Source organism: bacterium (assembly GCA_037127815.1).
GTDB lineage: Bacteria > Patescibacteriota > Minisyncoccia > Phycocordibacterales > CAIZLB01 > CAIJKW01.
This window is the reverse complement of sequence record JBAXXP010000001.1, coordinates 194,618-206,798: the sequence shown is the minus strand read 5'-3', so window position 1 is coordinate 206,798 and position 12,181 is coordinate 194,618. Positions and strand designations below refer to the sequence as shown.

The window sequence follows — 12,181 nt, the reverse complement described above, 5'->3', positions numbered from 1 at the left end:
ATATATCAGAGATAGAAGGTTTTTGCAAATAAATCATGCAACCAATTAGGCCTCCTCCTGTTCTTTGGGTAATTTAGCTACTGCTGTTGCAAAATCAGATGGTAATTCTGCCTCAAATTCGCTTATTTTACCACTTATTCCACCTTCTTGGTCAATAACGGCATCTGATGGTAAAACAAGCTTTATTCTACGTGCATGCAGTGCCAAACGAGAGAATCCTAGAGCATAGGGGTGATTCTCTGCATATAAGCTATCGCCCACCATAGGGTGGTTTATGGCCTTAAAATGGACCCTAATTTGATGTGTTCTCCCAGTTAATGGATATACCTCTACAAGAGAAAATACTAAAGGTATTTTTGAGTTTCCTTTTCCAACAAGAATCGCACCTCGATTTAGGACCGGGTCCCCATCAAATCTATTTAAAACCTTATATTCGGTTATTGCAGGACGAAGCTCACCTCTTGAAAAACGCTGGGCACTCCACTTTCTAAAATCACCCTTACTTCTACCAATAGGTCTATCAATCATACCCTCATCATCTTTTACATAACCCCAAACAAAAGTATTATAAACCTTTCTTATTACATGATCTTGAAATTGCTTCTTTAAAACATTAAAAGCGTCTTGATTCTTAGCCACAATCATAACTCCAGTAGTTTCCTTGTCTAATCTATGAACAATACCCGGTCTTGGTAGGATTGTAGCCTCTTTGTTTGGGCCTCTTCCAATAAGCATAGGCTCTCCAACGTCTTTAATCTCTGGAAACTCCTCCATAATGAAATCACACAAAGTTTTTTCTTGTGTTTTGCCATCTCCGTGAACCATAATACCAGCGGGTTTATTTATGATTAGTACGTCTTTGTCTTGATATATTATAGTTAACATTACTGCTATAGTACCTGATATTGATATTATTTCAATAATAGTATATATTATGAGAACCAAATGAGGGCGATTAGCTCAGTTGGTAGAGCAACTCATTTACACTGAGAAGGTCAGGGGTTCGAGTCCCTTATCGCCCACCAAACAAAAAAACAACACCGACATATGCCGGTGTTGTTTTTTTGTTTGGTGCTCTCGGTAGGAATCGAACCTACATTAACGGCTTAGAAGTCCGCAGTTCTATCCATTGAACTACAAGAGCGCATGCAAACAATAGCAGATTATTTGGTATTTGACCAGCCCTAACAAAACAATTACGGTTTTACCTGTATTCCAGCAAAAGATGCCTCCCTAGCTTTATATTTATCTACAACGTCCTTGATTTCGGCTTCCTTGTCTTTTGTTGGGGTAGATTGCGAGACATTACTTATACCTAATGCTAATTCAGATTTTATAGTGAAATTAAAATAATAACTCCAAATACCTACCCCTATTATAATAGACACCAAAAAAAGGAATATTCTCTGCCAGTCTTGTATAGGCTTACTACCCACAAGATAAATATTTTTTAGTCCGTTCCCAAAATTAGCTGTTTCTATTTTCATATTATTTTTCTTTAATAACCAAAATCTCCATATCTAGTTGTTGATTTATAATCGAATTACTATTTTTTGATACCACTACACCCTGACCACCAAGAACTCTTGTAAGGGAATAGTTTTTTATCTTTACATTAAAAGGTAGGAGTTCCAATTTTTTTACAAAACTAGTTACTGAAGCCTCAGAACCAATCGTTGTTATTTTTATACTTAAATACTCTTTGTTTAATTTTGACAATGCATCATCAGACACTATTTCAATTGCATTTGTATTAGACTTAAGACCGTATTTATCAGCTGTTTCTTCTAGAGTTTTTACAAAATTTATTGAACCTTCATTTTTCACAGGGACTATATATTTAGACAGCTCTGCATTTCTTTGATTTGCATTCTCTGCAACCTTCTTAATAGACTTTAGACTTTCTTCTTCTTTGTTTAAATCCCCTGCTTTACGATACATATCACGAAGATCTGCCACTAAACCACCAACATAAACAACACTATATAAATACCCAGCAACAGAAATTACCGCTATTACCACAGAGAGAATTAATGTATAAATAGTTTTTTTCAGCATGGTTATTTATTAACAGGTTTTACTAAATTAAACTTTATTGAAAATAACAAATCTTTCTTTTTGGCAAAATTTGAAACTGGTATGTCTATGCCTTTAAATTCAGGGTTTGTGATTAATTTATTTTGAAATTCCACCAAAGACTCTCTGTCAACAGCCACTCCGTCAACACTTAAAGAGGCTGAAGCGTCATCAATTAATGAGTAAGTGTACCTACTTAGTATTATTCCACTGGGTAAACTGTTTAATATCTTTTCATAAGACTCCCTTGGAGACAAGATTTTAATAGAAATCTTTAATGCCTCCAAATTTGAATCAACAAGCTTAATCTTCTCTTGAAAATTTTGGGACTTTATACTTTCAATAGAGCTCTCCTTTGCCAAGTTCCCCGCCTCCACAGAATGAACTCTTCCTCTAAATGATAAATAACTTGGCATAAGTAGCGAAAGACCAACAAAAGACAAAAAAACAATTGCTCCGCAAATTACAGTAACAAGCCTCATTCTGTATTCTTTGAGTACTTTGTCTCTTTGTTGTTCTGTTAATAAATGTAGCATTTTATTTTATTTATCTTTTAGTAAAGCTAGACCAAGTGCTGTTCCATAACTCAGCGAGTCTTTCATTGATAGTACGGGGGTATTGTTTTCAAAAGACATTATATTTGCCCAAACATTTGCAATCTCTACGGGAAGTTTTAAGGAAACAGCCAAAAAATCAGTAAGACCCACTATACCAGCCTCTTTTCCTGCTACTAATATTTTTTTAACATCACCTGATGTGTTATTTTTATCGTCACTTTTTAAATAATATATATTTTCTTTTGGGCCCTTTAAACTATTTATGTTATTCCAGTAGGTAAAAACTTTCCTAATCTCTTCCACCAATACAGCGGATACAGCCATCATAACATCCGATACAGACTCGTTTCCAAAATCTCTTGAAAAACCTTTTTCATATTTTGCCACACGAGCTTCTTCCTTATCTATAGACAATTTAGTAGCAATTGCCGTAGTAAAATCTTCAGAACCAAGTGCGACTGTTGAAGTAAATTGAACAGCTTCATCTTTAACAACAGATAGCACTGTGTTTTTGTGACAGATATTCACTATTAAATATGTTTCTCTATCACCTTTTTTTACAATAGCTCTAGATAATGCTTGGTTTTCAATCAAAAAAGAAATCGGTATCATTCCACAAGACTCTATCAACAATACATATTCATTTATCACAACCAGGGGAACCACTGAAACCGCCACAAACTGCATTCCAGTTTTCTGATTTTTTGATATTCTGTGATAGTCAAAAACAGCATCATCTAGTGATATTGGAACATTCTCCTCAATATGCATTTCAATTCTTGTTCTAAGCTCTTCTTTTGTTCCATCTAAAACATCTAATGTAAACAAATATGATTTTTCTTCTGGGATAGAGACTTCAACAAATTTTAAATTATGCTCCTTCTGCATTTTTTTTAAAACTTCTACTAAGTTTTTGTGTGACAAAAGAGCTTGGCCGGGTAAAATTGGAGAACTTAATTTTTCTTCAGCATAATCTTTTATTTTTAAACCACCAGAGGTTCTACTTAAAGCAGCCATACGTACAGACGCAGAACTAATATCAATACCAGCGTGTGGCATTTCTAGATAATGCGGGGTTGGAAAATATCTATTGAATAAATCTACGTACGACATGTACTATTATTCTATCACAACAAAGTAAATTTGATATGATTATTTTAACATAACCCTTATTGATTTAATTATTTTAATTTTGTTCCGTTAGGTAGATCTTTACTTGGATTAAGCAATGCCAATATATCACCAGTACTTCCCGCAAGAATCATTGCCTGACTTTCCATTCCCATCATTTTTCGAGGAGCTAAATTTGTAACAAAAGGAAACTTCTTCCCTACCAAATCTTCAATCTCCACAAACTTTGAAATTCCTGAAAGAACCTGTCTTGGTAGATCTTCTCCAAAATCAACAGAGAGCTTTAATAGCTTATCCGACCCCTCTACTTTTTCTGCATTTATAATTTGTCCGATTTTAATATCAACCTTCATTACATCATCTATTGTTATAAATTCTTCTTTCTTCTCGACAGGCACAGACCTAGATTCTTCTATTTTATTACTTATTTCCTCTTTTGTTCCAGCAACAATTATTTCTTCCGCCTCATTATTTGAATCAGATTGTATTTGTGTATTCATATTTTTAAATTTAATTCTATCTAAATAACTTTGTAAAATGATCGCCGCAGCCGATGCGTCAACATGCTTACTGTCACCCTGAATTTTTGTTGCCTGAACCGTAGAAAATAACTCTGGCTCATAAATAACCTTAAAACCTTGTTCCTCTAAACTTCTTCCCAAAAAATTAGCATCCTCCATTATTGCGTTATCTACCCCTTTCAAATCAACAGAGTGGCCGATAACAACAACGTTTGAATCCTTTTCTTTTAACACCTCAAGAATCTCTTGTTTAGTCTGATCTATTCTTACCCCCCTCTTTTCAGGATCATGACCAAAACCGGGGATTACAACAAGAGGAAATGCCAATAGGTTTAATTCATCAGAAACAGCGACACCAATTCTCTTGGAGCCAAAATCAATCCCTACGATCCTCCTGTGTTTATTAATATTGTCAGTTGTCATAAATATAAACATAGTCTAGCAAAAAGAATGGTTTGTAGCCACTAAAGCAATAGTGCTCAAACTATGTAAAACCTAGCTTATTTGTATATTTTAAGGAGGTGGTGCCAGCTATTGTTTTTTTCCTTATTTTTGCTAGTATAACAAGCACGGAGGAGTGGCAGAGTGGTCTATTGCACTTGTCTTGAAAACAAGAGTCTCTTTACGGGGACCGTGAGTTCGAATCTCACCTCCTCCGCCAAATAATGAACGCAGTGAATATATTTGGCCTAGTGCAGAACAGATTGCATAGCAATCGCGGTTCTGCCTCCGCCAATTAAGAACAACAAGATTCCGCCTTTCTGGCGGTTTTTCTTTTTTTTAATATTTTATTTAAATTGTTTGTGTTATAATTATTTAAAACATGAATGATGAAAACCAAATAAAATCAATAGCTTGGGAAGCCTATGAACACGAGCACCGTGAAAAAAGCAAGGACTGGTATTGGTCTCTTGGAATTTTAATTGTCACAGCATCTTTTTTATCTATAATATTTGGAAATTATCTTTTTGGGGTTTTGCTTCTTGTTATAGGGGTATCAATGGGTATTGTTGGGTCTAGACACCCTAAATACATTTTGTTTGAATTAAACAAAATGGGTATAAGAATTGGAAACAAACTTTTTCCTTATGCAACACTTGAATCTTTTTGGGTGCAAGATAATAATGAGCACGATAAAACTTCACACCTTTTGATTAAATCTAGGAAATCTATGGTTCCATTAATTGTCATACCACTTAACGGAGTTGAGACTGAGGATGTCAGAGACTTCTTGCTATACAACCTTTTGGAGAAAGAGATGGAGGAGTCACTTTCTCAATTAATACTAGAAAGCTTGGGTTTTTAGCAATTGTGTGGTACTTTCTATATAACGCTCCCGTCGTTCAATGGATAGGACATAACTTTGCGGAAGTTAAAATGTAGGTTCGATTCCTACCAGGAGCACCAAACGACTCGCACAGGATAACCCCTGTTTTCTTGAATCATATACTACCTTAAGTGTTTTTAACTTTCTTTTGGCTAAAAAAACCTTTTTTGTGATAAAATACAAGAATGACAAACTCATCACTTTTAATACCCACAGTGTTTCTGATGATTTATTGGGTGGGTGCATTCATTATTGTTTATCACCTTTTAAAGTATGGTATTACGAATAAACCGAGAAGGATTGCGACAATCTTCTTGGCAGGCTCCATCGTACTTAGCATAATTAGCTTTATGTTATATACGCAAATAGATTGGCAAAAAATCTTTCCAAGTGAAATTATGAAGCAAAAAACTCAGCTAAATATAAAGAAATAATATGTCCGAAATACTACTTGAGAAGCAAAATTTATTTTTTGAGGGAAAAGAAGATGAGGAGGACGTAATCTTGGTCTTACACAGACATTGGTATACATTAAGTGGCCAAATATACATTGTTGCAATATTGGCTACATTGCCTTTTATAGCCTTAGTTGCACTTAGCAAACCGATTGTTGAATACAATCTAATATCTGTCTTTTCTTTTTTGTGGATAGTATATTATCTCTTGCTTTGGTTTAGGTTATTTTACGTGATTTGTATGTATGTATTAGATAATTGGATTGTTACAACAAAAAGAATTGTCGATAGTCTTCAAAATGGTTTTTTTCATAGAAGTGTAGCTGAATTGCAGTTAAGTAAAATACAAGATGTTTCATACAAAGTTAACGGTATAATGCCGACTTTTTTTAACTATGGAACTGTAGAGATACAAACAGCAGGTAAAGAAGTGAAGTTTTTATTTCAAAATGTACCAAATCCTCAGAGAATCAAAGATATAATTATGGAGCTTATTTTGGAGGAAGAGGAAGATAAAGAAGAAAGACATGACGATTTACACGGAAGGATTTCCGCTAACCACGTCCTAGTAGAAGAAGATGGAAAGCCAACACCTTTGACAACAGACGAGACGGAGATCATCAACAACAACACAGATGAGGTTATTGAGACAGAGGCCTTGAATAATGAGGTGTCGATGGAGGAGGTCCAAAAAAATGAAGTTATTTTAGACAACACCCCGACGAGCACTTTGTAATTTTATTCAAACGTTGAAAACAAAACAAAAGGCCCTTTTTAAGGCCTTTTGTTTTGTTAAATAATTAAACTATTTGACTAGCCTAACTTCTTTACCATCTTACTTAATCTTGACTTCTTTCTATCTGCGGCACCTTTTTTAATAAGACCGTTTTTTGCAGCCTTATCTAATTCCTTGTAAGCCTTTGATAGCATAGCTTGAGCGTCTGTTTTGTTAGTAACTGTAAGCTTCTTAACATCCTTAACTGCAATGTCAACTTTCTTCTTACGGCGAACATTAACAACTCGCTTTCTTTCTGAGCCTCTAAGTGCTTTTTTTGCTGATTGGGTTATTGGCATATGTACAGGAACAATAGCAGAGAAATGAATTTTTGACAATACTTGGCGACAAGTATGACTCAGAAGCTTTTTTGGGTATGAGAAAAGCCCGGCGCTCACGCGCCGGGCTTCAAAAAAACACTACAAATCAAAAACTCAATTATGGGCAACCCTGAATGCCCAAGGCACAACAATTCGTCCTTCATTATGACACCTTCTGTTCAAAACAGCAGATATCGGTATCTTGATGCCGTCCACATAAAGTCCTAAAGGCAAAAGACCCTTCAGTTCAGAACGACAAATAGAATTAACAATTCCGCCCCATGTGTTGTTTTGTAATGCCTGCCAAACTCGGCAAGTCTTACCGGCTTTAAAAATGCGGCCTGCGACAAACGTGGTAGGGCTTTCCCCTTTCTTAGACCAGTTACTTTGGGCCACAACTGTGATGTTTACCTTTCCGCAAAGCGGTGTATTAAACACAGGAAGATAGAATGGATTCTTTGCAAGAGATACCATTGTACCTGTATTTTCCCGATGGCTCAACTTGTGCTCGTCGGGGTAGGCTGTCACCACACACAAATCCTTGGAAACCACTGCTATCATGTGCGTATCAAGCACTGAATTCCAAAAATTATACTTCTTTCGATCCATCAAACTTGGATCATCCTGCCTGACTTCCACAGCTCGATTCCAGTGTAACAAGTCTCCAATCTCATAAGAACGAAGACTTCTTCCCGCCCTTCTCAAAGCGTGACCGCTCAAAACAGGATGATCTACTCTCATTTGTGTTCTATAGCTCATAGCTGGTTATATGTTTGTTTTAAACTCAAAAAACAAATAGGGTTCCAACCCTATTCCCTCAAAAATCCTACAACTTTTTAATTTAATTAACAAGTCCTTATATATGTTACAATACCAATATGATTGGATACCTAAAGGGAGAAATATTCTATAAAGATTCAAAGTTCCTTATAATAAATACAGGGAACGGCCTAAATGGTGTTGGTTATAAAGTTTATGTAACACCAGATTTTATATTTGAAAAGGAGGCGGAATCTCATGTAGAACTTTGGATTCATACTGTTGTAAAAGATGACGCTATAGATCTATATGGTTTTAAAAATAAAGAAGCTTTAGATTTCTTCAACCTTCTACTTAGTGTTTCTGGAATCGGACCAAAGTCAGCCTTAAACATTCTAGGTCTTGCAAATGTACAAAACTTAAGACAGGCTATCACCTCTCAAGATTCATCATACCTAACAGGCATTGCTGGTATAAGTAAAAAAATTGCTGAAAAAATTGTATTAGAACTTAAAGGTAAAGTTTTGGAAAGCGATGAGGAAAAAGACTCAACATACTACAACAAACAAGGCAGAAGCTCTGAACTTGAAGCACTTGAAGCACTTAAAGCGCTTGGTTACACACAAAAAGAAGCTCGTGACGCACTTGATAATATTTCAAAAGAAATCAAGGATACAAAGGATGTAGGAACAATACTGAAGGCTACATTAAAAGTTTTAGCCTAAACACAACTTAACTTCCATGCCAGAACTACCTGAGGTACAAACGACAGTTAATGGAATTAATCGAAAGGTTAAGGGATTTAAGATTGTGAGTGTATGGAGTATTTACAACAGTTCATACTATAAATCAAAACAAAACATAAAAGACCCAGATTTTTTTACTGAATTTAAAAAAAGAATAATAGGAACAACAATTAAGAGCGCAGAAAGACGGGCAAAAAATATTCTAATAAACTTAAGTAATGATGAAACGATATTAATACACATGAAAATGACTGGTCATTTAATGTTTGGTGAATATGCTGCGGTTGGAAAAAAGAAGGATGACCCTTGGGTACCTGTAGATAAAGACAACAAATCATTAAACGATCCTTTTAATTCACACATAAGACTTGTTTTTAGCCTTGAAAGCCCTAGTACAAGCAAAACGAAGACTTTAAAAAACAACAAGCATCTAGTTCTATCTGATACAAGAAAATTTGCCAAGGTAACTGTAATAAAAACAGATAAAATATTTCACTCCCCTGACTTGGCGCACCTAGGACCAGAACCACTAGAAGAAAAATTTACTTTCGATGATTTTAAGTCTTGCCTACTTAAAAAACCAAACGGTAAAATAAAAAGTGTTTTACTAGACCAAACAATTATCGCAGGAATAGGAAATATTTATTCAGATGAATCTCTATGGCTATCAAATATTCACCCAGAGAGCCTAGTCAAAAAAATAAGCACAATAAATCTCAAAAAATTATTTACCTCTATTCAAACAGTATTAAGAAACGGAATTGATTTTGGAGGAGATTCTATGTCAGACTACAGAAATATAGACGGAGAAAAAGGTTCGTTTCAAGAAAAGCACAATGCCTATAGAAAGACAAATCAAAAGTGCAGCAAAAAAGGCTGCGATGGCAATATTAAAAGAATAGTAGTAGGAGGAAGAGGTACACACTATTGTGACCATCATCAAATAAAATATAATTAGACTAAGTATTGAAAAAGCACGATTCCGGCTGTGACTGAAACATTTAAGGACTCCTTCATCCCCTTCATTGGTAGCTCCACACAAATATCGACTTTACTCAAAATCTTTTTTGGCAACCCATCAACTTCATTACCAAAGATAAAGGCAACTTTTTTACCACCATCCAAAAAATCGATAAGATTTAAATTCTTATAACTTACTGAGTCCTTCGTTTGTTCCACTGCAACAATTTTGAAACCATCCTTTTTTAGACTATTTAACATTGAAGTATGACTCTCAAAATATTTCCAAGGAATACTCTTTTCTGCACCCAATGCTGTTTTTGCAATTTCAGGCTGAGGTCTATTAAACTTATTTAATGGGGTCGGAGAATAACCAGATATATATATATTATTCACCCCAGCCGCATCTGATGTTCTAAAAACAGAACCAACATTATGAGCGCTTCTTATGTCAGGCAAAACAACAACTACATCAAAATTAGGCTTTTTTGAAGCTTTGACCACTGTTTCTGGGCCTTCTAACTCATTATTGTGTTTAATAATAGACATTTCTTGATTTTTTGATATAGTTTTAACATTATTTGACGATAGAAACAAATCAAATATATATCCGCTCGTAGCTCAGTCGGTAGAGCACCTGCCTTTTAAGCAGAGGGTCGTAGGTTCGATTCCTACCGAGCGGACAAATTGGCACATTTTTTTGGATTACCAAACTGTGTCCTCCCTCTCCAGAACCATAAATCCATCCATTATTGCATCACAAACGTAGTCCTCAAATTGACTATAATCATCTTTTGTTTGAGACTTATACAAGTAAGTATAATAAAGTTGTTTTTTCTCTTGCCTTATAATGGCTGGGGCAATATTAAAATTAAGAAGGAAAGCATTCATTAATAATCTTCCAACCCTCCCGTTTCCATCAGAGAAGGGGTATATTTGTTCAAATCTACTATGAAATCTTGATATTAGAAAAATAATATCCGGCTTGTTCTTGCTTAACACCTTTTCGGCAAAACTTATAAGTTCGCTAATATTCTTCTGAATACTCATGTAATTTGAAGTTGGTAAATGAACACCAACAATTCTAACGGTGTGATTTCTATATACTCCAGCATCAGGCCTAATACCATTCATTAAAATACTATGTAGTTTAAGTATTAAATTTTCATCTATTTTTTGTCCCTTATTTAAATAGTCAAAGATATACAACAATGCAGTCTGATGGTTTTTTGCTTCCAAGTGCTCAACAAGACTTTTGTTTGCTAGAGCAATATCGTTAAAAATAATCGAGGCTGTGTTCGATTCAGTTAGGGTGCTACCTTCAATACTATTACTATGATAGGTAAGCTTAAGAACAAATTGATCTCTAATATCAGGGTTGTTTAAGACTTCACGTAACACACTTTTATACCCTAAGGTTTTATAAAGGAGTATACGCTTCTTTCTTTGTAAATTTTCTTCTGGGATTTGCTTTTGACCCGTAACTTCCAGAAATAAATCCTCAATAATTTTACTATTTTTGGATCTTGGAATACTTTTACCAGACATCCAACTATTTAACGAAGGAAAAGACACCCCAACTTTTTCAGCAAGTTTGGATTGTGTTAAACATAAGGCTTTTTGAATTGTTTCTAGTTTTTTAGATATTGTCATAAGGTTTATTTATGAATTATTGGAATACTTGTATATTAGCAAACTTTATAAAGTTTTGCAAAAATAGAGTAACTTTATAAAGTTACTCTATTTTTGCAAATACTTATTAAGTTATATAATCCAACATCTTCGCCTGACGCTGAAATAGGCCTTTTCTACAGTGTTAGCGATGCTTTCTCCAAACCTACCAATAAGTCCCCATTTCCTCTGTGTGCCTCATGATACATCCCAACTAAACTATCCATTAAATTATTTAACTCTTTTAATTCCCACCCTTTGGATAATCTTAATGCTTTAGTATAAGAGTATGGGGCTAACCCAGTCTCCTCCGCTGTTTTACAAAACTTAGCCAAATACACAGACTTCATTTGCCACCACAAGACTCCATGAATTTCCTCCCCTGCAAGCTCAGCTTCTTTTAATTGTAAAAATTCTTTCCACGCTCCAACCTTATTCTTTGCAGCAAACTGTTCTGCAAAGTTAAATGCTGTAGGTTTTTGTTTTTTAGCCAAAGTTCCCCCACCTACCCCTTCGGTAGTCTCATTAAAATCGTAAACCTTTTGCGCCAACTTCTCTATTTTTTTTAGATTTACAGAAAGTATTTTTTCTTCAATAATTATCCAAGCGTGATCACTTTCTTTTAATTCTTTCAAAACCTTAACAACAGTTGGACCAATCTCTTTATCTTCCAATATCTTATCCAAAGTAACTATATATTTTGCAAGAAACAGACCCTGACTGGACATTAACTCATCCATCATGATTTCACTCCAATTCTCAGTTGTTACTTTATACAATGAAACATTTGGTTGCTTACTCTGCATAATACCAATAAGCTCTTTTTGTTTAGCTCGGACTTTGTTTGTATTTGTACCGTGAATTAAATAAAGCATTAAAGTTA

General features: G+C 34.8%; 15 protein-coding genes and 5 tRNA genes. 8 read left to right on the top strand and 12 right to left on the bottom strand.

Features of this window, described 5'->3' with window-relative positions:
- Nucleotides 1-45 precede the first annotated feature (45 nt).
- Nucleotides 46-885: an RluA family pseudouridine synthase gene (locus tag WCQ00_01180; protein ID MEI6042161.1), complete on the bottom strand. Its 840-nt coding sequence runs from the start codon at nt 883-885 to the stop codon at nt 46-48.
- Between the two features lie 64 nt (nt 886-949).
- Between WCQ00_01180 and WCQ00_01175 the strand changes: the two genes are divergently transcribed.
- Nucleotides 950-1,025, top strand: a tRNA-Val gene (locus tag WCQ00_01175).
- Between the two features lie 44 nt (nt 1,026-1,069).
- On the opposite strand, the gene WCQ00_01170 is transcribed toward WCQ00_01175, so the two are convergent.
- The 6 genes from WCQ00_01170 to metG form a co-directional block, all read right to left on the bottom strand.
- A tRNA-Arg gene (locus WCQ00_01170) sits at nt 1,070-1,144 on the bottom strand.
- A 52-nt stretch (nt 1,145-1,196) separates the two neighbouring features.
- Nucleotides 1,197-1,487: a hypothetical protein gene (locus tag WCQ00_01165; protein ID MEI6042160.1), complete on the bottom strand. Its 291-nt coding sequence runs from the start codon at nt 1,485-1,487 to the stop codon at nt 1,197-1,199.
- A gap of 1 nt (nt 1,488) precedes the next feature.
- Nucleotides 1,489-2,058, bottom strand: coding sequence for a hypothetical protein (locus WCQ00_01160; GenBank protein MEI6042159.1), 570 nt, complete (start codon nt 2,056-2,058; stop codon nt 1,489-1,491).
- A gap of 2 nt (nt 2,059-2,060) precedes the next feature.
- Nucleotides 2,061-2,612, bottom strand: coding sequence for a hypothetical protein (locus tag WCQ00_01155; protein ID MEI6042158.1), 552 nt, complete (start codon nt 2,610-2,612; stop codon nt 2,061-2,063).
- A 6-nt stretch (nt 2,613-2,618) separates the two neighbouring features.
- On the bottom strand, nt 2,619-3,746 hold the full coding sequence (gene pilM / locus WCQ00_01150; GenBank protein ID MEI6042157.1) for a pilus assembly protein PilM: 1,128 nt from the start codon (nt 3,744-3,746) through the stop codon (nt 2,619-2,621).
- A gap of 68 nt (nt 3,747-3,814) precedes the next feature.
- Nucleotides 3,815-4,708 (bottom strand): methionine--tRNA ligase subunit beta, encoded by an 894-nt coding sequence (gene metG, locus WCQ00_01145; GenBank protein ID MEI6042156.1) that lies wholly within the window; start codon nt 4,706-4,708, stop codon nt 3,815-3,817.
- 148 nt (nt 4,709-4,856) lie between these two features.
- On the opposite strand from metG, the gene WCQ00_01140 reads away from it, so the two are divergent.
- The 4 genes from WCQ00_01140 to WCQ00_01125 all read left to right on the top strand — a co-directional run bounded on the left by WCQ00_01140 (nt 4,857) and on the right by WCQ00_01125 (nt 6,803).
- A tRNA-Ser gene (locus tag WCQ00_01140) sits at nt 4,857-4,946 on the top strand.
- Between the two features lie 162 nt (nt 4,947-5,108).
- Nucleotides 5,109-5,591, top strand: a complete 483-nt coding sequence (locus tag WCQ00_01135; GenBank protein MEI6042155.1) for a hypothetical protein — start codon at nt 5,109-5,111, stop codon at nt 5,589-5,591.
- A 26-nt stretch (nt 5,592-5,617) separates the two neighbouring features.
- A tRNA-Arg gene (locus WCQ00_01130) sits at nt 5,618-5,692 on the top strand.
- A 355-nt stretch (nt 5,693-6,047) separates the two neighbouring features.
- Nucleotides 6,048-6,803 carry a PH domain-containing protein gene (locus WCQ00_01125; GenBank protein ID MEI6042154.1) on the top strand — a complete coding sequence of 252 codons (756 nt, stop codon included), beginning with the start codon at nt 6,048-6,050 and terminating at the stop codon, nt 6,801-6,803.
- A 77-nt stretch (nt 6,804-6,880) separates the two neighbouring features.
- Here WCQ00_01125 and rpsT read toward each other — a convergent pair whose 3' ends face one another.
- Together rpsT and WCQ00_01115 are read right to left on the bottom strand one after the other, a co-directional pair.
- Nucleotides 6,881-7,141, bottom strand: coding sequence for a 30S ribosomal protein S20 (gene rpsT, locus WCQ00_01120; GenBank protein ID MEI6042153.1), 261 nt, complete (start codon nt 7,139-7,141; stop codon nt 6,881-6,883).
- Between the two features lie 135 nt (nt 7,142-7,276).
- On the bottom strand, nt 7,277-7,921 hold the full coding sequence (locus WCQ00_01115) for a hypothetical protein (protein MEI6042152.1): 645 nt from the start codon (nt 7,919-7,921) through the stop codon (nt 7,277-7,279).
- 119 nt (nt 7,922-8,040) lie between these two features.
- Between WCQ00_01115 and ruvA the strand changes: the two genes are divergently transcribed.
- Both ruvA and mutM read left to right on the top strand, forming a co-directional pair.
- Entirely contained in the window at nt 8,041-8,646 is a 606-nt protein-coding gene (ruvA, locus tag WCQ00_01110) for a Holliday junction branch migration protein RuvA (protein MEI6042151.1), read from the top strand.
- Nucleotides 8,647-8,662: 16 nt separating this feature from the next.
- Nucleotides 8,663-9,625, top strand: a complete 963-nt coding sequence (mutM, locus tag WCQ00_01105; protein MEI6042150.1) for a bifunctional DNA-formamidopyrimidine glycosylase/DNA-(apurinic or apyrimidinic site) lyase — start codon at nt 8,663-8,665, stop codon at nt 9,623-9,625.
- On the opposite strand, the gene WCQ00_01100 is transcribed toward mutM, so the two are convergent.
- The gene (locus WCQ00_01100; protein ID MEI6042149.1) at nt 9,622-10,176 is read right to left on the bottom strand and encodes a TrmH family RNA methyltransferase; all 555 of its coding nucleotides are present in this window, start codon (nt 10,174-10,176) and stop codon (nt 9,622-9,624) included. The genes mutM and WCQ00_01100 overlap by 4 nt on opposite strands.
- Before the next feature lie 61 nt (nt 10,177-10,237).
- Here WCQ00_01100 and WCQ00_01095 point away from each other — a divergent pair.
- Nucleotides 10,238-10,310 (top strand) — tRNA-Lys (locus WCQ00_01095).
- Between the two features lie 22 nt (nt 10,311-10,332).
- On the opposite strand, the gene WCQ00_01090 is transcribed toward WCQ00_01095, so the two are convergent.
- Nucleotides 10,333-11,280 (bottom strand): Fic family protein, encoded by a 948-nt coding sequence (locus WCQ00_01090; GenBank protein ID MEI6042148.1) that lies wholly within the window; start codon nt 11,278-11,280, stop codon nt 10,333-10,335.
- A 155-nt stretch (nt 11,281-11,435) separates the two neighbouring features.
- Nucleotides 11,436-12,173, bottom strand: a complete 738-nt coding sequence (locus WCQ00_01085; protein ID MEI6042147.1) for a hypothetical protein — start codon at nt 12,171-12,173, stop codon at nt 11,436-11,438.
- Between the last annotated feature and the right edge of the window lie 8 nt (nt 12,174-12,181).